This is a genomic window from Streptomyces sp. NBC_00557 (genome assembly GCF_036345995.1).
Lineage (GTDB): Bacteria > Actinomycetota > Actinomycetes > Streptomycetales > Streptomycetaceae > Streptomyces.
Genome location: NZ_CP107796.1, coordinates 3,396,249 through 3,422,733 on the forward strand (window position 1 = coordinate 3,396,249; position 26,485 = coordinate 3,422,733).

Consider the following 26,485-nt stretch of genomic DNA (forward strand, 5'->3'; position numbering starts at 1 on the left):
AGCGCTCCGGCCGGGTGACGGCGGCGCGCACGGCCACACGCGCGTGGAGGCCGGCCACGGGGAGGCTCACACACATGTGGGAGGCCGCCGCGGGTCGCTCACCGCGCGCGTAGAGGGCCCGCGAGTGGCTCACGCGCGTTGGGAAGGCCGCCACCGGTGGCTCACGCGCGCGTGCCCGGGGCCGAGTGGCTCACGCGCGCGTGCCCGGGGCAGAGTGCCTCACTCGCGCGTGGCCAGGACCGTCTGGCTCACGCGCACGGCCGAGGCTCAGAACAGCCCGGTGGCGGCGAAGCGGAGGACCAGCTGGGGTGCTCCGGACAGGGCGACGCCGAGTACGCCGGTGAGGGCGAGGGCCGCCGTGAGGGGGGCGGGCACGCGGTGCCGGGCGGGCTCGCCCTCGGGGGCGCGGAACAGCAGGGCCGTCCACTGCAGGTAGTAGAAGAGGGCGATCACCACGTTGACGGCCATGACGACGGCGAGCCAGCCGAGGCCCGCGTCGACGGCCGACGAGAACACGATGACCTTGGCGAAGAGCCCGATGACGCCCGGCGGCAGCCCCGCCAGGCACAGCAGGAAGAACGCCAGCAGGAGCGCGGTGAGCGGATTGGCGGCGTACAGCCCCCGGTAGTCGGCGATGCGGTTCAGGGCCCGGCTGCGACCCACCACGGCGGCCACCGCGAACGCGCCGATGTTCACCGCGCCGTACATCAGCGCATAAGCCACCGTGGAGCCGATCGCCTTCTGCGGGTCCTGGGCGTACCCGGCGGCGGCGATCGGCACCAGCAGGTAGCCGGCCTGCCCGACGGAGGACCAGGCGAGCAGCCGTACGGCGCTGTACGCGCGCGTGGCCTGCTGGCGCAGGGCGCCGACGTTGCCGACGGTCATGGTGAGCGCGGCGAGGACGGCGAGCGCGGGACCCCAGACGTCGGCGTACGACGGGAACGCGACGACCGTGACGAGGATCAGCCCGGAGAAGCCGACCGCCTTGCCGACGACCGACAGGTACGCGGCGACGGGCAGCGGCGCGCCCACGTAGGTGTCGGGGACCCAGAAGTGGAACGGGACGGCCGCCGTCTTGAAGGCGAAGCCGATCAGGGTGAGGACGACGCCGGCCTGGGCGAGCGTGTGCAGCTGGCCGCCGACGTGGGGCAGGCGCTGGGCGACCTGGGTGAGGTAGAGGGTGCCGGTGGAGGCGTAGACGAAGCTGACGCCCATCAGGCTGACCGCGGTGGCCGTCACCGAGGACAGGAAGAACTTCAGGGCCGCCTCGGAGGACCGCTTGTCGCCGTGCCGGATGCCGACCAGGGCGAAGGCGGGCAGGGAGGCGACCTCCAGGGCGACGATCAGCGTGGCCAGGTCGCGGGAGGCGGGCAGCAGGGCGGCGCCGGCCGCGGAGGACAGCAGCAGGAACCAGAACTCGCCGGGCGGGACGCGCCGCTGGTCGTCCTCGAGGTTCGTCACGGACAGCAGGGCCGCGAGCAGCGCGCCGCCGAGGACGAGGAACTGGATGACGAGCGTGAAGTGGTCGGCGGTGTAGCTGCACGCGCGCGTGGCGCCGGTCACGCAGAAGGTGCTGCGGTCGCCGTCGAGGAGCGGCAGCAGCATCAGCGCGGCCGCGGCCAGTCCGGCCACGGAGATCCAGCCCAGGACGGGCTTGCGGGCCTCGGGCAGGAACAGGTCGGCGACCAGGACGACGAGTCCGGCCGCGGCGGCGATGGCCGGCGGGGCGACGGCGAGCCAGTCGACGGACTGGACCAGCGACTCGGCGAGGGGCTGGGCGCTCATCGGGTGCCTCCTGCGAGGAGCTGGTGCACGGCCGGGTCGGTCAGGCCGAGCAGTGCCCTCGGCCACAGTCCGGCGACGACGGTGAGGGCGACGAGCGGGGTCCAGGCGGCGAACTCGTAACCGCGGACGTCGGCGAGCTTCGGGACCTCCTGCTCGACGCCGCCCATGCAGACGCGGCGGACCACGATCAGCATGTACGCGGCCGTCAGCAGGGTGCCGAACGCGCCGATCGCCATGAAGGTGAGGAACGCCGGCCGGCTGAGGTCGGCCGCGGGCCTGAACGCGCCGAACAGGGCCAGCATCTCGCCCCAGAACCCGGCGAGTCCGGGCAGTCCGAGCGAGGCGACGGCGCCGAAGGCGAGCAGTCCGCCGAGCCGCGGGGCCCTGCCGTACAGGGCGAGGCCGGTCTCCTCTGCGAGGGTGTCGAGGTCGGTGGTGCCGGTGCGGTCCTTCAACCCGCCGACCAGGAAGAACAGCAGGCCGGTGATCAGGCCGTGGGCGATGTTGGCGAACAGGGCGCCGTTGACGCCGGTCGGTGTCATGGTGGCGATGCCCAGCAGGACGAAGCCCATGTGACCGACGGAGGAGTAGGCGATCAGCCGCTTGAGGTCGCCCTTCGCGCCCCGCTTGGCGAGGGCCAGGCAGGCGAGCGACCCGTAGATGATCCCCACCACGGCGAACGCGGCGAGGTACGGCGCGAACGTGTGGAAGCCGTGCGGCGCGACCGGCAGCAGGATCCGGACGAACCCGTACGTGCCCATCTTGAGCAGGACACCGGCCAGCAGGACCGATCCGACGGTGGGGGCGGCGGTGTGGGCGTCGGGCAGCCAGCTGTGCAGCGGCCACATCGGCGACTTCACCGCGAGCCCGATCCCGATCGCCAGAACGGCGATGACCTGCACGGACGCGGTCAGCGACCGGCCGTTGTCAGTGGCGAGTGCCACCATGTCGAACGTGCCCGCCTTGATTCCGATCAGGAGCAGGCCGAGCAGCATGACGACGGAGCCGAGCAGCGTGAACAGGATGAACTTCCACGCGGCCCGGGTCCGGCCCTCGCCGCCCCAGCGGGCGATGAGGAAGTACATCGGGATGAGCACCATCTCGAACGCGAGGAAGAACAGCAGCAGGTCGAGGACGGCGAAGGTCGCGAGCGTGCCGGACTCGAGCAGGAGCAGCAGCGCGACGAACGCCTTCGGGGACCCGCCCTTGGGCGGGTTGAAGTAGGAGTACAGCGCGCACAGGAAGGTCAGCAGCGCGGTCAGGACGACGAGGGGGAGGGAGATGCCGTCGATGCCGAGGTGGATCCGCACGTCGAGCGCGGGGATCCAGCTGATGTCGGTCGTGGCCTGCATCCTCGACGGATGGCCGTGGTCGAAGCCGAGCGCGAGGACGATCGCGGCGATGAGGATCGCGCCGGTCACGGTCACGCCGTGCCGCAGCACGGCCTGCTCGGGCGACTTCCCCTTCAGGCCGGGCGGGGCCGGAAGGAGGGCGGCGACGGCGCCGAGGAGCGGGCCGACGACGGTGAATGCCAGAAGGAACTGCATCACGGACTCGTTGATATCGATCACGCCTGCTCACGCTCCCGTGGCGACGAGGACGACGGCGACCGCCAGGACGACGGTGCCGGCGAGCAGCGCGCTCACATAGGTCTGCACATTGCCGGTCTGCGCACGCCGTACGGCGGCCCCGAGCAGCCGGGGCAGGGCGGCCGCGCCGCGTACGTAGGTGTCGACGACCTCGCGGTCGAGGAACCGGACGAGACTCGCTCCGGCCTGCACCGGGCGGACGAACAGCGCCGCGTACACGACGTCCAGGTGGAAGCCGGCGGCCGCGTGGCGGCGCAGCGGGCCGAGCAGCAGCCGCGCCGGGTCCGCGGGGTCGGGCGCGTAGGCGATGTCGCCGTAGGCCGGCTCGTGGGTGGCGATGGCCTCGGCCTCGACGAGCCCGGCGTCCTCCTCCGGGTGGGCGGCGACCGCGCCCAGCGGGACCCGGTCGGCGAGCCGGGCGGTGCGCTGCCAGGCGCCGTAGGTGAGCAGCCCGCCGACCAGGGCGAGGCCGGTGCCGAGGATGGAGGTGAGCAGGGTCGGGGTCAGGTCGCGGCCGTCGAACCAGCCGGGCAGCGCGCGGTAGGCGAACCCGCCGAAGGCCAGGGAGGGCACGGCGAGGATCCACAGGACCACGGTCATGGCCGGCGGCTGGCGGCCGTGGTCGGGGGCCTCGGCGCCCCGGCCGCGGAAGGCCAGCAGCCACAGCCGGGCCGCGTAGGCGGCGGTGAGCAGGGCGGTGACCAGCCCGGCGACGAGGACGATCCAGCCCGCCGCGCCGGGGGCGTGGTCGGTGTGCCCGTCGGCCACCCGCTCGGCGGCGCCGAGGACGGACTCCTTGGAGAAGAAGCCGCTGAAGGGCGGGATCGCGGCGAGCGCGAGCAGGGCCACGGTCATCGTCCAGTAGGCGTCCGGGACGCGGTCCCGCAGGCCGTGCATGCGGGACATGGCGGCCAGCGAGTTGGTGCCGGCGGCGTGGATGATCACGCCGGCCGCGAGGAACAGCAGCGCCTTGAAGGCGCCGTGGGACAGGAGGTGGAAGACGGCGGCACCGCGGTCGCCGACGGCGAGGGCGCCGGTCATGTAGCCGAGCTGGCCGATGGTCGAGTAGGCGAGGACGCGCTTGATGTCGTCCTGGGCGAGCGCGGCGAGCGCCGAGCCGGCCATCGTGACGGCGGCCATGACGGCGAGGACGGTCATCGCGGCCCGGGAGGCCTCGAAGACGGGGAGGAGACGGGCGATGAAGTAGACGCCGGCGGCGACCATCGTCGCGGCGTGGATCAACGCCGAGACGGGCGTGGGGCCCGCCATCGCGTCCGGGAGCCAGGTGTGCAGCGGGAACTGCGCCGACTTGCCCGCGACGCCCGCGAGGAGCAGCAGGGCGATCACCGTCGGGTGGTGCAGGTGACCGCTCGCGACGGCGCCGAGGACGCGGGTGACGCGGAAGGACCCGGCGTCGCCGGCGAGCGCGAACAGGCCGATGAGGAACGGCACGTCGCCGAGCTTGGTGACGAGGAAGGCCTTCAGGGAGGCGGCGCGGGCCTCGGGGGTCTCCCAGTAGTGGCCGACCAGGAAGTAGGAGCAGATGCCCATGACTTCCCAGCCGACCAGCAGCACGATCAGGTCGCCGGAGTAGACGACCAGGAGCATCGCGGAGGTGAACAGGGAGACGAGAGCGGCGTACGAGGGGTAGCGCGGGTCGTCGCGCAGATAGCCCGTGGAGTAGATCTGCACGCAGGCGGCGACGAACGCGACCAGGACCGCGACGAGCGCGGCGAAGCCGTCGATGTGCAGCGCCAGTTCGATCGGGACCGAGCCGGTGGGCGTCAGCTCGGTGTGGCCGTCCACGGCCTGTCCGCCGCCCTGGCGTACGGCGACGAGCGCGGCCAGGACGAGCGAGGCCAGCGGCGGCAGCACGGCGAGCGGGCGGAGGAACCCGGGCGTGGTGCGGCCGAGCAGCAGTCCGGCTGCGGCGCCGAGGAACGGCAGAAGGGGGACGAGGACGGCGAGGGTGGTCGTGGTCACGCGGTGGCCTCAGCCTTCTCGGCCGCCGAGGAGCCCGGTCCCTCGGTGCCGGGGCCCTCTGCGGTGTCGCGGAGCTTGTCGATGTCGGAGGTGCCGCGGTTGCGGTAGACGGCGAGCACGATGGCCAGGCCGATGCCGATCTCGGCGGCGGCGATGGCGATGGTGAACAGGGTCAGCGCCTGGCCGGAGTGCAGGGTGTCCTTCGCGGCGCGGCTGAGCCAGACGTCGAAGGCGACGAGGTTGAGGTTGACGGCGTTGAGCATCAGCTCGACCGACATCAGGACCAGGATCGCGTTGCGGCGGGCGAGGACGCCGTACAGGCCGGTGCAGAACAGGAGGGCGGAGAGCACGGCGGGGTAGGCGAGGTGCATCAGCGGGCGCCTTCCTGCTCGACCGGGTGAATTCCGGAATCCGTGACGGAAGGGGAACTCCGGGTGACCGGCCGGGAGTTCACATCAGGAGAGCCCGGCTCCGTCTTCGCCTTGCGGGACAGGACGATCGCGCCGACCAGCGCCGCGAGGAGCAGCACGGACAGGGCCTCGAAGGGCAGCACCCAGTTCCGGAACAGGCTCTGGCCGGTGACCCGGGTGGAGCCGGCGGCCGGGCCGCTCAGGTCGACCCAGGTGGTGCGGAAGGCGTCGACGACCACCCAGACCAGGGCGACGGCCGAGGCGACCGCGACGGCCAGGGCGGCCCAGCGGTTGCCGGAGTCCGCGTCCGGTGAGCGGCCGATGGGGGCCTTGGTGAGCATGAGACCGAACAGAAGGAGGACGACGACGGAACCGACGTAGATCAGGACCTGGACCCAGGCGATGAACTCGGCCGTGAGCAGCAGGTACTCCACGGCGAGTCCGCCGAGCGCGACCACCAGCCACAGGGCGGCGTGCACCAGCTGGCGGGTGGTGACGGTGACCAGGGCGGCGCCGAGGGTGACCACGCCGACCAGGAGGAAGGCGATCTCGACGCCGGCCGGGGACAGGAAGCCCGGGTGGGCGGCGGCCGCGAGGGTGGCGTGCCGGGCACCGGCGAGGTTCACGGCCGGGGCGAGGCCGACGGCTGCGGCGGGGCTCACGACTCGCCTCCCTGCGGCTCCTGCGGCTCGGCCTGGGCGGCCGCCAGCTTCTCGGCGGTCTTGCGGGCTGCGGCGATCTCCTTGGGCTCCTCTGCCGCGGGGTCCAGGGCCGGCGGGGCCGGAACGGTCCACATCCACTCGCGCAGCTTGTCCCGCTCGTGGGTGAGGTCGCGGATGTCGGTCTCGGCGTACTCGAACTCCGGGGACCAGAACAGCGCGTCGAAAGGACACACCTCGATGCAGATACCGCAGTACATGCACAGGGAGAAGTCGATGGCGAACCGGTCGAGGACGTTACGGCTGCGCTCGCGGCCGCCCGGGGCGGCCGGCGGGACGGTCTCCTTGTGGGAGTCGATGTAGATGCACCAGTCCGGGCACTCGCGGGCGCAGAGCATGCAGACCGTGCAGTTCTCCTCGAACAGGCCGATGACACCGCGCGTGCGGGGCGGCAGTTCGGGCTGGGCGTCCGGGTACTGCTCGGTGACCGTCTTCCGGGTCATCGTCCGGAGGGTGACGGCCAGGCCCTTGGCGAGGCCGCTGCCGGGGATGGGGGCCACTAGGAGATCACCACCTTGACGATGCCGGTGAGGGCGATCTGGGCGAGGGAGAGGGGGACGAGCAGGGTCCAGGACAGCTTCTGGAGCTGGTCCTCGCGCAGGCGCGGGTAGGTGACGCGGAGCCAGATGACGAGGAAGGCGAGGATCGCGGTCTTCAGCAGGGTCCACAGCCAGCCCATGCCGTCGTGGCCCCAGGGGCCGTGCCAGCCGCCCAGGAAGAGGACGGTGGTCAGGCCGCACAGGACGACGATGCCGGCGTACTCGGCGAGGAGGAACAGTGCGAAGCGCAGGCCGGTGTACTCGGTGTACGCGCCGAAGATGATCTCCGAGTCGGCGACCGGCATGTCGAACGGCGGGCGTTGCAGCTCGGCGAGCCCGGCGACGAAGAAGACGACGGCGCCGGTGATCTGCCACGGCACCCACCACCAGTGGAAGGCGTGCAGGATGCCGGGCAGGGAGACCGTGCCCGCCGCCATGGCGACCGAGGCCGCGGCGAGCAGCATCGGAAGCTCGTAGGCGAGCAGCTGGGCGGCCGTGCGCAGACCGCCGAGCAGGGAGAACTTGTTCGCGCTGGCCCAGCCGGCCATGAGCGAGCCGAGCACGCCCACGCCCATCACGGCGAGCACGAAGAACACGCCCGCGTCCAGGACCTGGCCGACGGCGCCCTCGCCCGGGCCGATCGGGATGGCGAGCAGCACGAGGAGGTACGGCAGCAGGGCCACGGCCGGGGCGAGCTGGAAGACGCGGCGGTCGGCGCCGGCCGGGACCACGTCCTCCTTCTGCGCGAACTTCACGCCGTCCGCGATGAGCTGGGCCCAGCCGTGGAAGCCGCCCGCGTACATCGGTCCGAGGCGGCCCTGCATATGGGCCATCACCTTGTGCTCGGTCTGGCCCACGATCAGCGGGAAGGTGAGGAAGACCACGAACACGCCCAGGAGTCGCAGGGCGACGTCCAACGCGCCGTTCACTGCGTGCCTCCTGTGGGGTCGGGGTCGTGCGGGTCACCGGGTCCGGTTTCGGGGTCACCGGGTTGGGGGGCGGGGTCGCCTGCGGGGCTTGGAGGGGCGGGCTGCCCAGAGGGGCCACGCGACGCCTCCGGCTGCTCGCGCTCGGACTCCGGCTGTTCGCGCTCGGACTCCGGTCGCCCGTCCTCCGGCTCCGGCTGGGCCTTCGGCTCCGGCGCCGGCTCCTCGAAAGCCGGGCGCGCGTGGTGCCAGGGGGCGTCCGAGCTGCGGGGGGTGATGGGGCGGCGGGGCGCGGTGGCCGGGTCCGACGGTGTGTGCGGCTGTGCTTGATCCGCGGGCTGCGGCTGCTCGTCCGACGTCCCGGCCTCGGCGCGCTGGGACGCCGAGCCCTCGGAGGCGCTGCGGGCGCGGCGCGGACGGGGCGCCGGGGTGGACTCGTGGGCCACGGAGGCCTCGGCGGCCGGACCTTCCGACGCGCCCTGGTCCGCCTGGCTCCCGGTCGCGGCCGGCTCCCGGGTCTGGCTGGGCGAGCCCTCGCTCGCGCTGCGCATCCGGCGCGGACGCGCACCGGCGGCACCGGCGGTACCCGTAGGTGCCCCGACAGCACCACCAGCACCGGCGCCAGCAGTACCAGCATCAGCCGCCACCGCACCGGTCGTCTGGCTCGCCGAGCCCTCCGCTGCCGTGCGGGTGCGTCGTACCGGACGCTCCGGGCGCTCGCCGGCCGTGCCCGCGCGCGCGGGGCGTTCGCTCGCCGGGCGGCCCGCGCCCCGGGCCGGGCGGGTCGGGGCAGGGGGGAGCTGGCCCTTGAGGGGGCCCCACTCGTTGGGGTCCGGTACGCCCGGGGGCAGCATCTGGCGGCGCTTGGGGCCGCCGTGCTCGGACTCGCCGGGCTCCTTCGCGCCGGGCCAGGCCTTGGCGACACGCGCGGCGAGGACGAAGTCCTTGCGCAGCGGGTGGCCCTCGAAGGTCTCGGGCAGGAGCAGGTGCTCCAGACCCGGATGGCCCTCGAACACCACGCCGAACATCTCGTGGGTCTCGCGCTCGTGCCAGGCGGCGCCCGCATAGACGCCGACGGCGGAGGGGAGTGCGGGCGCGTCGTGCGGGACGGTCGTACGGACGAGGAGCCGGCGGACCGGCGCGAGGGCGACGACGTGCGCGGACACGCGGAAGCCCGTGCCCGGCTCGTCGACCGCGCTCAGCCAGTCGAAGTAGGTGCAGCCCAGGGTCGTACGGGCCGTCTCCAGGGCGGTGAGCCAGGAGGACGCGGGCACGTCGACGGTCAGGAGGTCGTACGCCTCCTCGGCCGTGGCGTCCGTGCCGAAGAGTTCCTCGACCGGGGCGGGCAGCCAGCCGACAGTCACTGAGCATCACCTTCAGCGGCCGGTACCGGGGGCTTCACCAGGTCGCTGGTCAGGGCGGCCGCGGACGGGCGGGCCTCGCCGTACCGCTCCCCCAGCGACTCGCGGGCGATCTTCTCCTGGAGCTTGAGGATGCCCTGGAGCAGCGCCTCGGGGCGCGGCGGGCAGCCGGGGACGTACACGTCCACGGGGATGATCTGGTCGACGCCCTTGGTGACGGAGTAGGAGTCCCAGTAGGGGCCGCCGCAGTTGGAGCAGGCTCCGAAGGAGATGACGTACTTGGGTTCCGGCATCTGCTCGTACAGGCGCTTGACCGCCGGGGCCATCTTGTCGGTGACCGTGCCGGAGACCACCATCAGGTCGGCCTGGCGCGGGCCCGGCGCGAACGGGATCACGCCGAGGCGGATGAAGTCGTGGCGGGCCATCGACGCGGCGATGAACTCGATCGCGCAGCAGGCGAGGCCGAAGTTGAAGACCCACAGCGAGTAGCGGCGGCCCCAGTTCAGGATCACCTTCATCGGCTCGGGGGCCAGGCGTGCCAGGGCGCCCAGTCGCCTGGGTTCCGGCAGGTACACGGGCTCCGGGTTCACGTCCATGCCAGGACGCCCTTCTTGTATGCGTACAGCAGGCCCACGGCGAGGAAGCCGAGGAAGAGGAACATCTCCACGAGCGTCGTCGCGCCGTAGCCGGGGGCGGCGAAGACCGTCGCCCAGGGGAACAGGAAGATCGAGTCGACCGCGAAGATCACGTAGAGGAAGGCGTAGACGTAGTAGCGGACCTGGGTGTGGGCCCAGCCCTCGCCAACGGGGTCGACGCCGCACTCGTAGGTCAGCAGTTTCTCGGGGGTCGGCACGACCGGCCGCAGCAGCCGGCCCGCGCCGAAGGCGACCGCGACGAACAGCACGCCGACGAGGGCGAGCAGGCCCACGACCGAGTAGGACCGGAAGTAGCCCGCCGCGATGACGTGCGCCGCGGCGGCCGTCGAGTCCCCCAACGTCTCCCGCACCGTCGTCCCTCGCTCCCTGACCTCGTGACCTGACGCATCCTGCGATGCGTGTGATTCGACGATCTGTACGCACGGGAGTCTAGGCCCTGATAAAGAGGCGGTAAGCAGCCAGTCGCGCCATGAGACACACCAAGAGGCGGGCGGCGCGGAAATCGCGACCCGCGCGGGGTGGGGTTTTCCCCCGTCGGCGGAGGGCGGCATACCGCATGGCGCGCGGAGGCCCGGGCACGGCAGGCTGACCGGCATGACCGCTACCAGCTCAGCCGTCGACCGGGCCGACGGCACCGACCGTCTGCCTCCGGTCCGGCCGGCGTACGACGCGCACACGTGGAAGGAGATCCTGTATCTCGTGCTGAACCTGCCGGTGACGGTGTTCGGCTTCGTCTACGCGATCACCGTGCTGTCCGTCGGCGGGTCGCTGACGATCACCGTCGTCGGCCTGCCGCTGCTCGCGCTGAGCCTGCTGGGCGCCCGGCAGCTGGGGAAGCTGGAGCGGGCCCGCGCGCGGTGGCTGCTCGGGGTGCGGGTGGAGGAGCCGACGCCACTGCCGTTCGCGAGGAGCGGCGGGCCGGCGCAGCGGCTGTGGATGGCGCTGAAGGATCCGGTGGGCTGGCGCACGCTGCTGTACGACCTGATCCGGCTGCCCTGGGGGATTCTCACCTTCTGCACGGTGCTGACCTCGCTGTTCGTGCTGTGGCCTGTGCTGCCGTATCTCACGCGGGGACTGACGAACGTGGACCGCTTCCTGGTGCGCGGGCTGCTGTCGCCGTCGGACGAGCTGGAGCGCCGTATCGCCGAGCTGGAGTCGGACCGGGGGGTCGTGGTCGACACGGCCGCCGCCGACCTGCGGCGCATCGAGCGGGACCTGCACGACGGGGCGCAGGCCCGGCTGGTCAACCTGGCCATGGGGCTCGGTCTGGCGAAGGAGAAGCTGCTGGAGGACCCGGACTCGGCGGCGGCGATGGTGGAGGAGGCGCACGGTGAGGTGAAGCTGGCTCTGCAGGAGCTGCGCGATCTCGCCCGCGGCATCCACCCGGCCGTGCTCACGGACCGGGGCCTGGACGCGGCCCTGTCCTCGGTCGCCACCCGCTGCACGGTGCCGGTGAAGGTGACCGTGGACCTGCCGGACCGCCCGGCCCCGGCCATCGAGGGCATCGCCTACTTCACCGTCTCCGAACTCCTGCAGAACATCAGCAAGCACAGCCGGGCCCGGTCCGCGTCCGTGGACGTGTGGCGCGCGGAGGACCGGCTGCTCATCCAGGTCCGGGACGACGGCCGGGGCGGCGCCCGTCTCGAGGGCGGCACCGGCATGCGCGGCCTCGCGGACCGCCTGGGCGCGGTGGACGGCCTGTTCGTCCTCGACTCACCGCCCGGCGGCCCCACGGTGGTCACGGCGGAACTCCCGTGGCGGGACCGGGGCGAGTGACAGGGGGTCCGCGTCCGGCCCGGTAGCGGACGGCTCCGGATCCGGGTACGGCGGCTGCAACCCCCTCGCTGCCCCTATGACGATGACGCGCTGCTACGACGATGACGCGCTGCACCCCCACGACAACGACGCACGACGGCCCCGCAAACCGGCCGTACCGACAAGCCCCGGCACCGGCCGACAGGCGGCCGCCGGAGGCGAGGGGTGGGGAAAACCCCCGCCCCAAGACGCCGACGGACTCCATGGCCCGGCAGGCCCCGCCGCACGAGTCTGGAGACACGGCTGAAGCGCCGCTGGGACGAGAGGAACGGGACGGGATCGATGGCCACGGAGTACGGGCACGGGTACTACGGGTACGGGCCGGGGGACGACGAATCCGCCGGCCCCCGTCATCGGCTGCCCGCCGCGCTGCGGGCGCCCTTCGAGGCGCGCAGCTGGCGCGAGTTCGGCTATGTCCTGCTGAGCCTGCCGATCTCGGTCATGCTGTTCACCTGGACGGTGACCATGGCGTCGCTCGGCGCGGGCCTGCTGGTGACCTTCCTCGGCGTCCCGGTCCTCGCGGCGGCGCTGGCCGGCTGCCGCGGGTTCGCGGCGCTGGAGCGGGCGCGGGCGCGCGGTCTGCTGCGGCTGGAGGTGGCCGAGCCCGAGCCGCTGCGGACGCGCCGGCCGGGGCCGCTTGCCTGGATGGGCGCGGTGCTCAAGAGCGGCGCCTCGTGGCGGAACCTGCTGTACGCGCTGGTGCAGTTCCCGTGGGCGGTGTTCTCGTTCTCGGTGGTGGTGAGCCTGTGGACGACGGGCTGGGCGCTGCTGACGTACCCGCTGTGGTTCTGGGTCTTCCCCGCGTACGTGGGCCAGGACGGCATCCAGCTGTACGGCGACGCGCATCACAGCGTCTATCTCGACAACCCCTTCGAGATCACCGTGACCGCGCTGGTCGGGCTGGTGTTCACGCTGGTCACGCCGTGGATCGTACGGGCGCTGACGACGGTGGACGCGCTGCTGGTGCGGGGGCTGCTGGGGCCGTCGTCGCTGTCGGAGCGGGTGGTGGAGCTGGAGTCGGACCGCGGGGTGGTGGTCGACACGGCCGCCGCCGACCTGCGGCGCATCGAGCGGGACCTGCACGACGGTGCGCAGGCCCGGCTGGTCGGCCTGGCCATGGATCTGGGCCTGGCGAAGGAGAAGCTCAGCGAGGATCCGCAGGCGGCGGCGCGGATGGTGGAGGAGGCGCACGGCGAGGTGAAGACGGCGCTGCAGGAGCTGCGCGATCTCGCCCGCGGCATCCACCCGGCGGTGCTGACCGACCGCGGTCTGGACGCGGCGCTGTCCGCGGTCGCCTCCCGCTGCACCGTGCCGGTGCGGGTGGACGTGGACCTGCCCGCCCGGCCGGCCCCGGCCATCGAGGGCATCGCCTACTTCACCGTCTCCGAACTGCTGCAGAACATCAGCAAGCACAGCAGGGCCAGGTCCGCGTCCGTCGACGTGTGGTGCACGGAGGACCGGCTGATGGTGCAGGTCATCGACGACGGTGTGGGCGGCGCGGACGTCTCCCGCGGCTCGGGGCTCGCGGGCCTCGCCGGGCGCCTGGACGCGGTGGACGGCGTGCTCGTGGTGGACTCCCCGGCCGGCGGCCCGACCCGGGTGATCGCGGAACTGCCCTGGCGCACCTGACACGAGCCGCGGAAGCCCCGAATCCCCGCCCGGCGCGTGCCGCTCACCGATCCCTCCCCTCCGACCGTCCCCTTCCCCCGAAGGACCGGCCCCTCCCCCGGCGGGATCCGCAGGCGGCGCGTACTGAATGCTGGAATGCTTGGCCCCCGTACGGACGTACGTCGTCGTGGAGCGGGATCGGGCATGGGGGGCCGGAAGATCGTGGAGGACAGGGTGCGGGTGGTCATCGCCGAGGACTCAGTGCTGCTCAGGGAGGGCCTGACCCGGCTGCTGACCGACCGCGGGCACGACGTCGTGGCCGGCGTCGGCGACGCGGAGGCGCTGGTGAAGACCGTCGCCGACCTGGACGCCCAGGGCGAGCTGCCCGACGTGGTGGTGGCGGACGTACGGATGCCGCCGACGCACACCGACGAGGGCGTGCGGGCGGCCGTACGGCTGCGGAAGGCGCATCCGGGGCTCGGGGTGCTGGTGCTGTCGCAGTACGTGGAGGAGCGGTACGCCACCGAGCTGCTGGCCGGCTCCAGCCGGGGCGTGGGCTACCTGCTCAAGGACCGGGTCGCCGAGGTGCGCGAGTTCGTGGACGCGGTGGTGCGGGTGGCCCAGGGCGGTACGGCGCTGGACCCCGAGGTGGTGGCGCAGCTGCTCGGCCGCAGCCGCAAGCAGGACGTGCTGGCGGGGCTCACGCCGCGGGAGCGCGAGGTGCTCGGGCTGATGGCGGAGGGCCGCACGAACTCGGCGATCGCCAAGCAGCTGGTGGTCAGCGACGGCGCCGTGGAGAAGCACGTCAGCAACATCTTCCTGAAGCTCGGCCTGGCTCCGAGCGAAGGGGACCACCGGCGTGTTCTGGCCGTGCTGACCTATCTGAACTCCTGACCGAACGACACTGTGTCAGCGGGGCGTCAGACGGTCCGGCTTCTGTGGATGGCGGGTACCCGGGAGGAAGACCGGAGGAGGCAACCGGGAAAGGACGCCCCCACGTCAGCGCCGTGCCGACCCGAAAGCGCCCGCAGCATCACGCGCAAGCGCCACAGGCCGACTCGAATTGTCGTCCAATCCGTGGATGGCCTCGGGAAGGCGACCCTAACCGACGTAGGGTTGATCCTGGGATGGTCCGTGGGATGACCACGCCCCGGACAGCCGCCTCGAAGGAGGTCCAGTTCAGTGACCAGCCAGGTCAGCAGCCAGGCGGAGCAGACCGACGGAGCCGTCGTCGGAGAACAGCGCAAACCGGGTGGCGCCAAGGATGTCCGGCGTCTGGATCGGGTGATCATCCGGTTTGCGGGGGACTCGGGTGACGGTATGCAGCTCACCGGGGACCGGTTCACCTCGGAGACAGCGTCGTTCGGCAACGACCTTTCGACGCTGCCGAACTTTCCCGCCGAGATCCGTGCTCCGGCCGGCACCCTGCCCGGTGTGTCGTCGTTCCAGCTGCATTTCGCCGACCACGACATCCTCACCCCGGGTGACGCGCCGAACGTGCTGGTCGCGATGAACCCGGCCGCGCTGAAGGCGAACATCGGCGATCTCCCGCGCGGCGCGGAGATCATCGTCAACACCGACGAGTTCACCAAGCGCGCCCTGCAGAAGGTCGGCTACGACGTCTCCCCGCTGGAGGACGGCACACTCGACGGCTACAGCCTGCACCCGGTGCCGCTGACCACGCTGACGGTGCAGGCGCTGAAGGACTTCGACCTGTCCCGCAAGGAGGCCGAGCGCAGCAAGAACATGTTCGCCCTCGGTCTGCTGTCGTGGATGTACCACCGGCCCACGGAGGGCACGGAGAAGTTCCTGAAGGCCAAGTTCGCGAAGAAGCCCGAGATCATGGCGGCGAACATCGCCGCGTTCCGGGCGGGCTGGAACTTCGGGGAGACGACGGAGGACTTCGCGGTCTCCTACGAGGTCGCCCCGGCGGCCGCCGCGTTCCCGACCGGTACCTACCGCAACATCTCCGGCAACCTGGCCCTGGCCTACGGCCTGATCACCGCCTCGCAGCAGGCCGATCTGCCGTTGTTCCTGGGCTCGTATCCGATCACCCCGGCCTCCGACATCCTGCACGAACTGTCCAAGCACAAGAACTTCGGGGTGCGCACCTTCCAGGCGGAGGACGAGATCGCCGGGATCGGCGCCGCGCTGGGCGCGGCCTTCGGCGGCTCCCTGGCGGTGACCACCACCTCCGGCCCCGGCATCGCGCTCAAGAGCGAGACGATCGGCCTCGCGGTCTCCCTGGAGTTGCCGCTGCTGGTGGTGGACATCCAGCGCGGCGGGCCGTCGACGGGGCTGCCGACCAAGACCGAGCAGGCGGACCTGTTGCAGGCGATGTTCGGCCGCAACGGCGAGGCGCCGGTGCCGATCGTGGCGCCGAAGACTCCGGCGGACTGCTTCGATGCGGCCCTGGAGGCGGCCAGGATCGCGCTGACCTACCGCACCCCGGTCATGCTCCTGTCCGACGGGTATCTGGCCAACGGCTCGGAGCCGTGGCGGATCCCGGACCTTCAGGAGCTGCCCGACCTGCGGGTGCAGTTCGCCTCCGGCCCCAACCACACCCTGGACGACGGCACCGAGGTGTTCTGGCCGTACAAGCGTGATCCGCAGACGCTGGCGCGGCCGTGGGCGGTCCCGGGCACACCGGGGCTGGAGCACCGTATCGGCGGGATCGAGAAGCAGGACGGCACCGGGAACATCTCCTACGACCCGGCCAACCACGACTTCATGGTCCGCACCCGGCAGGCCAAGATCGACGGCATCGAGGTTCCCGACGTGGAGGTCGACGACCCGCACGGCGCGGCCACGCTGGTGCTCGGCTGGGGCTCGACGTATGGGCCGATCACGGCGGCGGTACGCAGGCTGCGCGCGGCCGGAGCCTCCATCGCCCAGGCCCACCTGCGTCACCTCAACCCCTTCCCGCGGAATCTGGGCGAGGTCCTGGGCCGGTACGACACGGTGGTGATCCCGGAGATGAACCTCGGGCAGCTGGCCACCCTGATCCGGGCGAGGTACCTCATCGACGCCCGCTCCTACAACCAGGTCAACGGCATGCCGTTCAAGGCGGAACAGCTCGCCAAGGCGCTGAAGGAGGCCATCGATGACTGACGCCGGCAACGGACTGCTGCAGCTGGTCCCCAAGGCCGAGGCCAAGCAGTCGATGAAGGACTTCAAGTCCGACCAGGAGGTGCGCTGGTGCCCGGGCTGCGGTGACTACGCCATCCTGGCCGCCGTGCAGGGCTTCATGCCCGAACTCGGGCTGGCGAAGGAGAACATCGTCTTCGTCTCCGGCATCGGCTGCTCCTCCCGCTTCCCGTACTACATGAACACCTACGGGATGCACTCCATCCACGGCCGCGCCCCCGCCATCGCCACCGGCCTGGCCACATCCCGCCGCGACCTGTCCGTGTGGGTGGTCACCGGCGACGGCGACGCCCTGTCCATCGGCGGCAACCACCTCATCCACGCCCTGCGCCGCAACGTCAACCTCAAGATCCTGCTGTTCAACAACCGCATCTACGGCCTCACCAAGGGCCAGTACTCCCCGACCTCCGAACTCGGCAAGATCACCAAGTCGACGCCGATGGGCTCCCTGGACGCCCCGTTCAACCCCGTCTCCCTGGCGATCGGCGCGGAGGCCTCCTTCGTGGCCCGCACCATCGACTCCGACCGCAAACACCTCACCGAGGTGCTGCGCGCGGCCGCCGGCCACCCCGGCACCGCGCTGATCGAGATCTACCAGAACTGCAACATCTTCAACGACGGCGCCTTCGACGCCCTGAAGGACAAGCAGCAGGCCGAGGAAGCCCTCATCCGGCTGGAGCACGGGCGGCCGATCCGCTTCGGTCCCGACGGCAGCCGCGGCGTCGTGCGCGACCCGGCCACCGGCGATTTGAAGGTCGTCACCGTCACACCCGACAACGAGGCGGACGTCCTCGTCCACGACGCGCACTCCGCGTCCCCGACCACCGCCTTCGCCCTGTCCCGGCTCGCCGACCCCGACACCCTGCACCACACCCCCATCGGTGTGTTCCGCTCGGTCGACCGGCCCGTCTACGACACCGCCATGGCCGACCAGCTCGACACCGCCATCGAGCAGAAGGGCAAGGGCGACCTCGCCGCCCTCCTCGCCGGCGGCGACACCTGGACCGTCATCGGCTGACGACGCCGTTCCATCACGAGGCCCGGGACCGTACGTCCCGGGCCTCGTCGTATGCCCGGCGGGCGCTGAGCACGTCGTCCATGCGCCGCTCGGTCCACCGGGCCAGCGCCTGCACCTGTTCCGCCGCCTCACGGCCGAGGCCGGTGAGCGAGTAGTCGACGCGCGGCGGGATGACGGGCTTGGCGTCCCGGTGCACGAGACCGTCGCGCTCCAGGGTCTGGAGGGTCTGCGCGAGCATCTTCTCGCTGACGCCGCGCCCGCCGAGGCCGCTGATTGCCCGGCGCAGCTCGCTGAACCGGTAGGGGCGGTCGAGGAGCTGGATCAGGACCAGCACCCCCCAGCGGCTGGTGACGTGCTCCAGGACGAGGCGGTGGGGGCACAGGGTCTCGGGATCGCCCGACCGATCACTTACCGACACGCCAGTACCTTACTTCAAAGTGGGTACTTTCCATAAGTAAGCGCACTTCCTAGGGTGAGTGGCATACCCACCGCACAAGGAGTCGTGAACCATGAGCATCGTCGTCACCGGAGCCACCGGCCACCTCGGCCGCCATGTCGTGGAGCAGCTGCTGGAGAAGGTTCCGGCGGAGCAGATCACCGCCGTCGTGCGCGACGCGGCGAAGGCCGCCGACTTCGCCGCCCGTGGTGTCAGGCTGGCCGTCGCCGACTACAACGCGCCCGAGACCTTCGACGGCCTGTTCGCCGCCGGCGACAAGGTGCTGCTGATCTCCGGCAACGAGTTCGACAAGGGCCGGGTGGGGCAGCACCAGGTCGTCATCGACGCGGCGAAGGCGGCCGGTGTGGCGCTGCTCGCGTACACCAGCGCCCCGGGCAGCCTGACCGCCACGCTCGCCGACGACCACCGGGCGACGGAGCAGGCGCTGCTCGCCTCCGGCCTGCCGTACAGCCTGCTGCGCAACGGCTGGTACCACGAGAACTACACCGAGAACCTCGCCCCGGTGCTGGAGCACGGCGCGGTCGTGCAGGCCGCCGGCGACGGCCGGGTCTCCTCCGCCGCCCGCGCCGACTACGCCGCCGCGGCGGTCGCGGTGCTCACCGGCGAGGGCCACGAGAACACGACGTACGAGCTGGGCGGCGACGAGGCGTGGAGCTTCGCCGAGTACGCGGCCGAGCTGAGCCGGCAGACCGGCAGGGAGATCGCGTACACCCCGGTCTCGGTCGAGGCCCTGACCGGCATCCTGACCGGCGTCGGGGTGCCCGGGCCGCTCGCGGCGGTCCTGGCCGGCGTGGACGCCTCGATCGAGAAGGGCGAGCTGGTGATCACCTCCGGCGACCTGTCGCGGCTGATCGGACGCCCCACCACCCCGCTGACGGAGGCGGTCACCGCCGCCCTCAAGGGCTGATCACCGGCCCCTGCCCGGCTGTCGCCCTTCGACCATCCCGCTGTCATGACCGTATACCGATACGCGCATGACAGCGGGGGGTCCTCGGCGCTACCTTCGTTCTCGCGTGTCTGACTGCGAGAGGAGGGGCCGGTGGCCGAGAAGTCCAAGGGTGAGCACCGGATAGGCCTGCTGAACGGTTTCGCCGCCTACGGCATGTGGGGCCTGGTGCCCCTGTTCTGGCCCCTGCTGAAGCCCGCCGGGGCGATGGAGATCCTCGCCCACCGCATGGTGTGGTCCCTGCTCGTCGTCGCCGTCGCCCTGGTGTTCGCCCGGCGCTGGGCCTGGGCGGGGCAGCTGCTGCGCCAGCCGCGCCGGCTCGCGCTGGTCACCGTGGCGGCCGCCGTCATCACCGTGAACTGGGGCGTCTACATCTGGGCCGTGAACGCCGGCCATGTGGTCGAGGCCTCCCTCGGGTACTTCATCAATCCGCTGGTGACCATCGCGATGGGCGTGCTGCTGCTGAAGGAGCGGCTGCGGCCCGTGCAGTGGGCGGCGGTCGCCACCGGCCTCGCCGCCGTCGTGGTCCTGACCATCGGCTACGGCCGTCCGCCGTGGATCTCCCTGGTGCTCGCCTGCTCCTTCGCCACCTACGGCCTGGTGAAGAAGAAGGTCGACCTCGGCGGCGTCGAGTCGCTGGCCGCCGAGACCGCGATCCAGTTCCTGCCCGCGCTCGGCTATCTGCTGTGGCTCGGCGCACACGGCAGGGCGAGCTTCGTGAACGAGGGCGCCGGGCACGCCGCCCTGCTCGCCTCCACCGGTCTCGTCACCGCGGTACCGCTGGTGTGCTTCGGCGCGGCGGCGATCCGCGTCCCGCTGTCCACGCTGGGCCTGCTGCAGTACCTCGCGCCCGTCTTCCAGTTCCTGCTCGGCATCCTCTACTTCCACGAGGCCATGCCGCCCGAGCGCTGGGCCGGGTTCGCGCTGGTCTGGCTGGCGCTGATGCTCCTCACGGGCGACGCGCTGCGCTCCGCCCGCCGGGGCGCACGTGCGCTCGCCAGGGCGACCGCGGCCGCGGGCAACGGCCTGCCGGCCGGCACGGCCGGGACCGCCGTACGCACCGCGGAGAGCCTGATCTCCGGGTCCGACCCGGACACGGAGAAGGTGACCCCCGGACCCGATCCGGAGGCGGAGGCCGCGACGCCGTAGCCGACCCGGAGCCTGCGGAACCGCCTCCTCCAGCGGGTGGGCGCGGCTATAAGTGGTCACCATGACCACTCCGACACCCGGCGCCACGCCCACTCCCACGCCCGCGCCGCTGCACTGGAAGCTCGTCGTCGACGCGGCCGACCCGCACGCCCAGGCCGACTTCTGGGCCGCCGCACTGCACTACACGGCCGAGGACAACAGCGCCCTGGTCGAGCGGCTGCTGTCCCTCGGCGCGCTGCCCGTCGAGGCCACGGTCGAGTACCGCGGCCGGTCCGCCTTCCGCGATCTGATCGCCGTACGGCATCCCGAGGACCCGTACGACCCGGAGACCGGCACGGGGCTCGGGCGGCGGCTGCTGTTCCAGCGCGTGCCGGAGGCGAAGACCGTCAAGAACCGGCTCCACCTCGACGTGCACGTCGGCCCGGAGCGGCGCGCGGCGGAGGCGGCGCGGCTGGAGGCGCTGGGCGCGCGCGTGGTGCGCGAGGTGAACGAGCCCGCCGGGCAGTGGCTGCTGATGGCCGACCCGGAGGGCAACGAATTCTGCCTGCAGTAGGAATCCCGACCCGCGGCAGGCGGGACTGTGCGGGACGCCGGTTACGGCCGCGCGGCGCGGGCCGCCCGGTCGGTGAGGCGGACCATGCGGGCGCGGGCCGACTCCAGCGGGCGCGGGTCGTCGGCGGCGGGGCCCGGCTCGTTGGTGAGGTCCGTCCACAGCTCGATCAGGTCGTGGCCGAGCCGCAGGCCCTCCTCGGGGTCACGCACCGCGCGCCACGCGGTCGCCGCGCTCTGCACGTTCCCGTAGGCGGCCTCCGCGTCCCGCGCCTGCCGGCGCAGCCGGGCGAGGTCCAGGGACTGCCGGCAGGCGCGGACCGGGTCCCCTCCCAGATAGGCGATGTAGGCGGACAGTTCGCGCAGGTGCAGCACCTCGGCGTGGCCGGGGCCCAGCACGGTGGTCGCCTCGGCGACGGTACGGCCGGCGAGTTCCGCCGCCGCCTCGATACGGCCGGACCGCACGGCCTCGTTGATCCGCGCCATGGGCCCGGCGAGCAGTTCGGCGCCCTCCGCGGTCTCGGTCAGGGGTCCGTCCCCGAGCACCTCCTCCGCCACGGCGTCGAAACCCCGGGGAGGAGTGGGGGTGGCCGTGGTCGGGGCCATGGACGCGAGATCGGGCTCCGGGTCAGCGACGACGGGTGCCGGGGCCTGCACGGCTCGCATGACCGGCGCGGGGCCGAACTGTCCCGTCGGCGCCTGTGAGGTCCCGGCCGGAACGGGCTGCGGCCGCGTCACGGGCGGCGCGTCCTGCACGCCCGTCGGCGAGACGGCGTCCACGACGGCAGGCTGCTCCTGCGACAGCGCCGGGGAGCCGGGCTGCGCGCTCGGCGGCCTCGGCACCGTGACCGGCTCCTGCCGCGACACCCCGGCCGCCGTGGCCGACCGCCCCGGTGCGGCCGCGGCCGCCACGCTCGGCTTCACCGGCGTGGCCACCCGTACCGCCTCGCCCGTGACCCGGCTTGAGCCGTCCGCCGAGACCTCCAGGGGAACCACACAGCCCTCACGGTCGTCGTGGATCGTGGCGCGTATGGGGGCGCCGACGCTGATGGCCAGGCGCTGGAGGTGGTCAAGGACGGCCTGCTGGATCTCCTCACCCGGCGCCGCCACCACCGACGTCCCGCCCACCGACGCGCCTCCCGTGCCGAACACCCGGACCGGTATCACCGCCGGATGCGCCGCGGGCTGCTGCGCCCGCTTCTTCTCGAAGCTGACTCGAGACATCGGTCTTCCCTCACTCCCCCGGCGTCGCGATCCGGTCGTACGCGTCCTGCCAACCAGTGTGTCGGCCCGCTTCGGCTTCCGCGTCACCGCAGCGTCACAGCCTCGCACCAGCCGCACCCCGGCACCCGGCGCGGACCGCCCTGGCGCGACTTGCTTGCGTGTGCATAAAATGCATGCGCCTTTATCAGTCGTACGACACGCCCTGGGGGACCCATGAGCCGTCGTTTCCTCTTCGTCCTGGGCAGCGCCCGCGCCGAGGGCAACACCGAACTGCTGGCCCGCGCGGCGGCCGAGCAACTGCCCGGCGACGTCGAGCAGCGCTGGATCCGCCTGGCCGAGCATCCCCTGCCCGACTTCGTGGACCTGCGGCACGACAGCGACCATGTGCGGCCGCCGTCCGACAGCACCACCGGTCTGCTGCTGGACGCCACCCTCGCGGCCACGGACATCGTGATCGCTTCCCCGCTGTACTGGTACTCGGTGTCCGGCCTGACCAAGCGCTACCTGGACTACTGGTCGGCCTGGCTGCGCACCCCCGGCGTCGACTTCAGGGCGACCCTCGCCGGGCGCACGCTCTGGGGCGTCGCCGCGCTCGCCGACTCCGAGCCGTCCGTCGCCGACCCTTACGTGGGCACGCTCAACAACTCGGCCGCCTACCTGGGGATGCGCTTCGGCGGGGTGCTGCTCGGCAACGGCAGCGCGCCCGGTGACGTGCTGAAGGACACCGACGCGCTGGCCCGCGCGAAGACGTTCTTCGCACAGGACGCGCCCCTCGCGCGGTTCCCGCACCAGACCGCCTAGCACGCTCCGGAAGGCGGGCAACGCCTACGCGCTGATGTCCTTCGCCGTGAACCGCGCCCAGGCCGCCGAGCCGAACACGGCCGCGTACAGCGCCTGCAGGCCGAGGTTCTTCGTCAGGTCGTCCCAGTAGACGGGGTCGCGCATCAGGTCGGCGAAGGACAGCCAGTAGTGCGAGAAGAAGTACGGCCGCAGGGCGTGCAGCTGGGGTATCTGGTCGAGTATCTGAACGGTGATGAGCAACCCGACGGTGGTGGCCATCGCCGCGATGCCGCTGCTCGTGAGCGTCGACACGAACAGGCCGAGCGCCGCCACGCCGACCAGTGAGGCAGCGACCACGAGGGCGATCAGCAGGGCCCGGGCAAGGCCTTCGGCGAAGCTGATCCGCGTACCGGATATCGTCGTCAGCTCGCCGAGCGGGAAGAGCAGCGCACCCACGATCAGCGCGGAGACGGCGACGACCAGCGTGGCCAGCACACAGAAGGCCAGCACGGTCGTGTACTTGGTGAGCAGCAGCCGGGTACGGCCGGCCGGCGCGACCAGCAGATAGCGCAGGGTGCCCGCGCCGGCCTCGCCCGCTATCGCGTCGCCCGCGACGACCCCCACGGCCATCGGCAGGAAGAACGGCAGCGTCGCGGCGAGTGCCGTGAACACCAGGAACAGGCCGTTGTTGGTGATCTGCGTGATGAACGCCGGGCCCTGGCCACTGTGGTCCGCCGTCCCACCGCCCCGCGTCTGGATCTTCACCGCGATCCCCACCAGCACCGGCACGGCGGCCAGCACCCCGAGCAGCGCGAGCGTGCGCCAGCGGCGCAGCGTCGTGACGAGCTCACTGCGCAGCAGCCCGAACGCCCACAGGGGGCTCGGCCTGCGTACGGCCGGCGCGGGAGCCGGCCCGGACTCGGGGGTCGGCCCGGACTCGGGGGTCGGCCCGGGCTCGGTGGTCGGCCCGGGCTCGGAGATCAGCTCGGCCTTCTCAGTCGTCCCGGACGCGGGGACCGGCTCTGCCTCCGGGGCCGGCCCGGAGGCGGGGACCGGCTCGCCTCCGGGAAACGTCTCAGCCCGCGACATCGAAGCCCTCCCCCGTCAGTGCCACGAACGCGTCCTCCAGCGAGGCCCGTTCGACCGTGAAGCCCCGGACCCGTACCCCCGCCGCGACCAGGGCCGCGTTCACCTCGGCCAGGTCCCGCGCCGGCGGTTCGCCCGTGACCCGGTCACCCTCGGCGGTGACGTCCCCGACGCCCTGTTCCTTCAGCACCCTGGCCGCCTCGGCCGGATCCGGGGTCGTCACCACCAGCCGGCCGCGCGCCCCGGCCGCCAGGTCGGCCACCGCTCCCTGGGTGATGAGCCGGCCGCGTGCCATGACCGCGGCATGGGTGCAGACCTGCTCGATCTCGTCGAGGAGATGGGAGGAGAGGAAGACCGTCGTGCCGTCGGCGGCCAGCTCCCGGATCAGGGTGCGGATCTCGCGCATGCCCTGCGGGTCGAGGCCGTTGGTGGGCTCGTCCAGCACGAGCAGCCGGCGCGGCTGGAGCAGCGCGGCGGCGAGGCCGAGGCGCTGCTTCATGCCGAGCGAGTACGCCTTCGCCTTCTTGCCGGCGGCCGCCGCGAGACCCACCCGGTCCAGGGCGGCGGCGACACGGGCACGCCGCGTGCGGGGGTCGGCGGTCGGGTCGGCGGCGTCGTAGCGCAGCAGGTTGTCCCGGCCGGAGAGGAAGCCGTACAGGGCCGGACCCTCGATGAGCGCGCCGACCTGGGGAAGGACGGACCGGGCCGCCCGGGGCATCGGGCGGCCCAGCACGCGGGCCGTGCCCGCGGTCGGCTCGATCAGGCCCATCAGCATGCGGATGGTGGTGGTCTTGCCCGAGCCGTTCGGACCGAGGAAGCCGAAGACGCTGCCCGCCGGGACGGTCAGGTCGAGGCCGTCCACGGCGAGCTGTCCGCCGCGGTAGCGCTTGGTCAGGCCGCGGGTGGCGATGACGCTCGCCTCCGCGTCCTCCGGGACACGCTCCTCCGGCTGCCCCGGGGCACGCTCTTCCGGGTGCCCCGGGGCACGCTCTTCGGCGTCCCCCGCCTCCCGCTGCGTGGCGGACGGTCCGTCCATCGGCTCCCCCCCTCGATGCGTGCTCTTCTGAAGGGTCAACGTCCGGTCACGGTCCGTAGTGCCCGAAGCGGGTCACTTTCGCGCGTCGGCCGCCTTCACCAGGGCGTCCTTGGTGACCGCGCCGACGTACACCTTGCCGTCGTCGGTGATCAGGGCGTTGACCAGACGGGTGGAGAAGAACGTGCCCTTGCCGAACCCGCCCGACACCTTGTCGCCCAGCGAGCCGAGGAAGCCGCCGAGGTCACCGGTCTTGGAGCCGGCCGGCAGGCCGCCCTTGGCGCCGGTGTCGAAGGTGGCGATGGACGTCCAGCCCTTGCCGAGGACGTCGGAGCCGTTCATGCCCTTGCCGAAGCCCTCGCCGGTCGCCCGCTCGTGCTTCCGGGGCGCCGCGTCTTGCTTCTGCTCCGTCACCTTCGCGCCCTTGGGCGGGGTGAAGGCGAAGGTGGAGGCGGCCGGTTTGGCGAAGGAGACCTGGGCGAAGCCCACGTCGAGGACGGCGGCGCCGCCGCTCTTCGGGGTCAGCGTGAACTTCAGCGGCATGCCCGTCTTCGCGTCGACGGCGATGCTGATCGCGCCGACCGTGGTGCCGGACTGGCGGGGCTTGACCAGCAGCTTGTAGGCGTCGCGGCCGGCGACCCGCTCGGTGCCGTCGACGGTGACGGACGTGGTGTCGTCCACCGACTTCAGGGCCTGGCCGGCGAAGTCCTTCGGGGTGGCCGGGGGCTCGGCCCGGTGCTCCGTGCCGGAGTCGGCCGCGGTGCCGTGGTAGACCTCGTTGCTCTTGCTGTCGTAGCCCCACACGTTCTTGCCGTTGTGGATGAGGCTGTACTCGGAGCCGCTCTCCAGCAGCGACAGCTTCTGCTTTTCCGGGCCGTCGGCGGCGACGCGCAGGGTGTGCGTGCCGGAGACCAGTTCGGTGAGCTTGGACTGCGGGTCGGCGGAGGAGCCGTCGCCGGAGCCCTTGGCGGCGCCGGAGGCCAGGCTGTTCTCCAGGCCGCCGAGGTCGGGCAGGCCGAGGTCGGTGTCGATCCGCACGGTCCCGGACATCTGCTGGACGTCCGACTTGGCGATCTTCTCGATGAGCTGCTGGGCGGTGATCTTGGGCAGGTCGGGGTCACCGGAGGCGGCGAGCGCCGGGACCAGACCGATCGTGGCCGCAGCCACACCCACCACCGCGACCGGGACCGCGTAGCGGGCGGCCTTGCGGCGGCCGGCGTGCGCTTCCTCGTCCCGCGTGGCGTCCACTCGTGCGGCGTCCACTGCGTCGTCGGATTCGTACGGTGCCATGTCTGCCTTACCTCCGTCGTCGGCGGCGGCTGTCCTCACGCTGGTCCACCTGAGCCGCCATTCTCACCCGAATCGGTGAGGAGTGGTGATTTCCGTGGTTTCCATCTCACCAAATCGGCCTTGAGGAAGCGTCAGACCTCGGAGCCAACTCCGTGTACTCCTGCGGTATGACGCGCAGGGCATCCGGCTGCGCCGACCCGTAGGGGTCCACCGGAACGGAGGGGGCCGTACGGGGCGGGAGGGTCGTTCGGACACGGGGCCCGAGGTCGCACGGACACGCGGCCCGAAGTCGCACACGTACAGGCCGGAGGTCGCACGGGTACGCTCGCGATTTCGTGCAGGCACGCGCGCGTGGCCGTACGAGGTGGCGTGGCGCCGGAGTCCGACGTGGCGCGCGTCGTCGGAGGAGTGCGGG

Annotated in this window: 24 protein-coding genes; 9 read left to right on the forward strand and 15 right to left on the reverse strand. The window is 72.2% G+C overall.

Features of this window, described 5'->3' with window-relative positions; all coding sequences use genetic code 11:
• Positions 1-267: 267 nt before the first annotated feature.
• Genes OG956_RS14395 through OG956_RS14440 form a run of 10 tightly spaced genes read right to left on the reverse strand, consistent with a single transcriptional unit; the run spans position 268 to position 10,318 of the window.
• Complete coding sequence (locus OG956_RS14395; RefSeq protein WP_330338364.1) at positions 268-1,785, reverse strand: NADH-quinone oxidoreductase subunit N; 1,518 nt, start codon at positions 1,783-1,785, stop codon at positions 268-270.
• Positions 1,782-3,356: an NADH-quinone oxidoreductase subunit M gene (locus OG956_RS14400; protein ID WP_330338365.1), complete on the reverse strand. Its 1,575-nt coding sequence runs from the start codon at positions 3,354-3,356 to the stop codon at positions 1,782-1,784. Before OG956_RS14400 ends, OG956_RS14395 begins: the two co-directional genes overlap by 4 nt.
• Positions 3,357-3,362: 6 nt before the next feature.
• On the reverse strand, positions 3,363-5,357 hold the full coding sequence (locus OG956_RS14405; protein WP_330338366.1) for an NADH-quinone oxidoreductase subunit 5 family protein: 1,995 nt from the start codon (positions 5,355-5,357) through the stop codon (positions 3,363-3,365).
• Positions 5,354-5,728 carry an NADH-quinone oxidoreductase subunit NuoK gene (gene nuoK, locus OG956_RS14410; protein WP_330338367.1) on the reverse strand — a complete coding sequence of 125 codons (375 nt, stop codon included), beginning with the start codon at positions 5,726-5,728 and terminating at the stop codon, positions 5,354-5,356. Before nuoK ends, OG956_RS14405 begins: the two co-directional genes overlap by 4 nt.
• Complete coding sequence (locus OG956_RS14415) at positions 5,728-6,393, reverse strand: NADH-quinone oxidoreductase subunit J family protein (RefSeq protein ID WP_330342837.1); 666 nt, start codon at positions 6,391-6,393, stop codon at positions 5,728-5,730. The genes nuoK and OG956_RS14415 overlap by 1 nt, the downstream gene beginning before the upstream one ends.
• A 32-nt stretch (positions 6,394-6,425) precedes the next feature.
• Positions 6,426-6,986, reverse strand: a complete 561-nt coding sequence (locus OG956_RS14420; protein WP_330338368.1) for a NuoI/complex I 23 kDa subunit family protein — start codon at positions 6,984-6,986, stop codon at positions 6,426-6,428.
• Positions 6,986-7,954 (reverse strand): complex I subunit 1/NuoH family protein, encoded by a 969-nt coding sequence (locus OG956_RS14425; RefSeq protein ID WP_330338369.1) that lies wholly within the window; start codon positions 7,952-7,954, stop codon positions 6,986-6,988. The genes OG956_RS14420 and OG956_RS14425 overlap by 1 nt, the downstream gene beginning before the upstream one ends.
• Positions 7,951-9,315, reverse strand: a complete 1,365-nt coding sequence (locus tag OG956_RS14430) for an NADH-quinone oxidoreductase subunit C (protein WP_330338370.1) — start codon at positions 9,313-9,315, stop codon at positions 7,951-7,953. The genes OG956_RS14425 and OG956_RS14430 overlap by 4 nt, the downstream gene beginning before the upstream one ends.
• The gene (locus OG956_RS14435; RefSeq protein ID WP_330338371.1) at positions 9,312-9,908 is read right to left on the reverse strand and encodes an NADH-quinone oxidoreductase subunit B; all 597 of its coding nucleotides are present in this window, start codon (positions 9,906-9,908) and stop codon (positions 9,312-9,314) included. Before OG956_RS14435 ends, OG956_RS14430 begins: the two co-directional genes overlap by 4 nt.
• Complete coding sequence (locus tag OG956_RS14440; protein WP_330338372.1) at positions 9,899-10,318, reverse strand: NADH-quinone oxidoreductase subunit A; 420 nt, start codon at positions 10,316-10,318, stop codon at positions 9,899-9,901. Before OG956_RS14440 ends, OG956_RS14435 begins: the two co-directional genes overlap by 10 nt.
• A gap of 244 nt (positions 10,319-10,562) precedes the next feature.
• Between OG956_RS14440 and OG956_RS14445 the strand changes: the two genes are divergently transcribed.
• From OG956_RS14445 to OG956_RS14465, 5 genes are all read left to right on the forward strand, one after another.
• Complete coding sequence (locus OG956_RS14445) at positions 10,563-11,744, forward strand: sensor histidine kinase (protein WP_330338373.1); 1,182 nt, start codon at positions 10,563-10,565, stop codon at positions 11,742-11,744.
• Positions 11,745-12,065: 321 nt separating this feature from the next.
• Positions 12,066-13,412 carry a sensor histidine kinase gene (locus OG956_RS14450; RefSeq protein WP_330338374.1) on the forward strand — a complete coding sequence of 449 codons (1,347 nt, stop codon included), beginning with the start codon at positions 12,066-12,068 and terminating at the stop codon, positions 13,410-13,412.
• 183 nt (positions 13,413-13,595) lie between these two features.
• Complete coding sequence (locus tag OG956_RS14455; RefSeq protein WP_330338375.1) at positions 13,596-14,285, forward strand: response regulator transcription factor; 690 nt, start codon at positions 13,596-13,598, stop codon at positions 14,283-14,285.
• A 288-nt stretch (positions 14,286-14,573) separates the two neighbouring features.
• Entirely contained in the window at positions 14,574-16,502 is a 1,929-nt protein-coding gene (locus OG956_RS14460; protein ID WP_330338376.1) for a 2-oxoacid:acceptor oxidoreductase subunit alpha, read from the forward strand.
• Positions 16,495-17,556, forward strand: coding sequence for a 2-oxoacid:ferredoxin oxidoreductase subunit beta (locus OG956_RS14465; protein ID WP_330338377.1), 1,062 nt, complete (start codon positions 16,495-16,497; stop codon positions 17,554-17,556). The genes OG956_RS14460 and OG956_RS14465 overlap by 8 nt, the downstream gene beginning before the upstream one ends.
• A gap of 13 nt (positions 17,557-17,569) precedes the next feature.
• Here OG956_RS14465 and OG956_RS14470 read toward each other — a convergent pair whose 3' ends face one another.
• A complete protein-coding gene (locus OG956_RS14470) occupies positions 17,570-17,974 on the reverse strand; it encodes a winged helix-turn-helix transcriptional regulator (RefSeq protein WP_330338378.1) in 405 nt (134 codons plus the stop codon).
• 91 nt (positions 17,975-18,065) lie between these two features.
• Here OG956_RS14470 and OG956_RS14475 point away from each other — a divergent pair, with 91 nt between their 5' ends.
• From OG956_RS14475 to OG956_RS14485, 3 genes are all read left to right on the forward strand, one after another.
• A complete protein-coding gene (locus OG956_RS14475) occupies positions 18,066-18,920 on the forward strand; it encodes an SDR family oxidoreductase (protein ID WP_330338379.1) in 855 nt (284 codons plus the stop codon).
• A gap of 132 nt (positions 18,921-19,052) precedes the next feature.
• Positions 19,053-20,108, forward strand: a complete 1,056-nt coding sequence (gene rarD, locus OG956_RS14480; RefSeq protein ID WP_330338380.1) for an EamA family transporter RarD — start codon at positions 19,053-19,055, stop codon at positions 20,106-20,108.
• 61 nt (positions 20,109-20,169) lie between these two features.
• The gene (locus tag OG956_RS14485) at positions 20,170-20,661 is read left to right on the forward strand and encodes a VOC family protein (RefSeq protein ID WP_330338381.1); all 492 of its coding nucleotides are present in this window, start codon (positions 20,170-20,172) and stop codon (positions 20,659-20,661) included.
• A 41-nt stretch (positions 20,662-20,702) separates the two neighbouring features.
• Here OG956_RS14485 and OG956_RS14490 read toward each other — a convergent pair whose 3' ends face one another.
• Positions 20,703-21,881, reverse strand: coding sequence for a hypothetical protein (locus tag OG956_RS14490; RefSeq protein ID WP_330338382.1), 1,179 nt, complete (start codon positions 21,879-21,881; stop codon positions 20,703-20,705).
• Between the two features lie 213 nt (positions 21,882-22,094).
• On the opposite strand from OG956_RS14490, the gene OG956_RS14495 reads away from it, so the two are divergent.
• Positions 22,095-22,682 carry a flavodoxin family protein gene (locus OG956_RS14495; RefSeq protein ID WP_330338383.1) on the forward strand — a complete coding sequence of 196 codons (588 nt, stop codon included), beginning with the start codon at positions 22,095-22,097 and terminating at the stop codon, positions 22,680-22,682.
• 24 nt (positions 22,683-22,706) lie between these two features.
• Here the strand turns inward: OG956_RS14495 and OG956_RS14500 are convergent, their stop codons facing one another.
• The 3 genes from OG956_RS14500 to OG956_RS14510 form a co-directional block, all read right to left on the reverse strand.
• Positions 22,707-23,750: an ABC transporter permease gene (locus OG956_RS14500; protein WP_330338384.1), complete on the reverse strand. Its 1,044-nt coding sequence runs from the start codon at positions 23,748-23,750 to the stop codon at positions 22,707-22,709.
• On the reverse strand, positions 23,737-24,783 hold the full coding sequence (locus OG956_RS14505; RefSeq protein WP_330338385.1) for an ABC transporter ATP-binding protein: 1,047 nt from the start codon (positions 24,781-24,783) through the stop codon (positions 23,737-23,739). The genes OG956_RS14500 and OG956_RS14505 overlap by 14 nt, the downstream gene beginning before the upstream one ends.
• 72 nt (positions 24,784-24,855) lie before the next feature.
• Positions 24,856-26,070: a LolA family protein gene (locus OG956_RS14510; protein WP_330338386.1), complete on the reverse strand. Its 1,215-nt coding sequence runs from the start codon at positions 26,068-26,070 to the stop codon at positions 24,856-24,858.
• Positions 26,071-26,485: the final 415 nt, after the last annotated feature.

Coding starts and splice junctions, on each gene's coding strand:
- OG956_RS14455 (WP_330338375.1), top strand. CDS start 13,596: ATGGGGGGCCGGAAGATCGTGGAGGACAGGGTGCGGGTGGTCATCGCC.
- OG956_RS14475 (WP_330338379.1), top strand. CDS start 18,066: ATGAGCATCGTCGTCACCGGAGCCACCGGCCACCTCGGCCGCCATGTC.
- OG956_RS14450 (WP_330338374.1), top strand. CDS start 12,066: ATGGCCACGGAGTACGGGCACGGGTACTACGGGTACGGGCCGGGGGAC.
- OG956_RS14510 (WP_330338386.1), bottom strand. CDS start 26,070: ATGGCACCGTACGAATCCGACGACGCAGTGGACGCCGCACGAGTGGAC.
- OG956_RS14485 (WP_330338381.1), top strand. CDS start 20,170: ATGACCACTCCGACACCCGGCGCCACGCCCACTCCCACGCCCGCGCCG.
- OG956_RS14395 (WP_330338364.1), bottom strand. CDS start 1,785: ATGAGCGCCCAGCCCCTCGCCGAGTCGCTGGTCCAGTCCGTCGACTGG.
- OG956_RS14500 (WP_330338384.1), bottom strand. CDS start 23,750: ATGTCGCGGGCTGAGACGTTTCCCGGAGGCGAGCCGGTCCCCGCCTCC.
- OG956_RS14445 (WP_330338373.1), top strand. CDS start 10,563: ATGACCGCTACCAGCTCAGCCGTCGACCGGGCCGACGGCACCGACCGT.
- OG956_RS14435 (WP_330338371.1), bottom strand. CDS start 9,908: ATGGACGTGAACCCGGAGCCCGTGTACCTGCCGGAACCCAGGCGACTG.
- OG956_RS14490 (WP_330338382.1), bottom strand. CDS start 21,881: ATGTCTCGAGTCAGCTTCGAGAAGAAGCGGGCGCAGCAGCCCGCGGCG.
- OG956_RS14465 (WP_330338377.1), top strand. CDS start 16,495: ATGACTGACGCCGGCAACGGACTGCTGCAGCTGGTCCCCAAGGCCGAG.
- OG956_RS14495 (WP_330338383.1), top strand. CDS start 22,095: ATGAGCCGTCGTTTCCTCTTCGTCCTGGGCAGCGCCCGCGCCGAGGGC.
- nuoK (WP_330338367.1), bottom strand. CDS start 5,728: ATGCACCTCGCCTACCCCGCCGTGCTCTCCGCCCTCCTGTTCTGCACC.
- OG956_RS14505 (WP_330338385.1), bottom strand. CDS start 24,783: ATGGACGGACCGTCCGCCACGCAGCGGGAGGCGGGGGACGCCGAAGAG.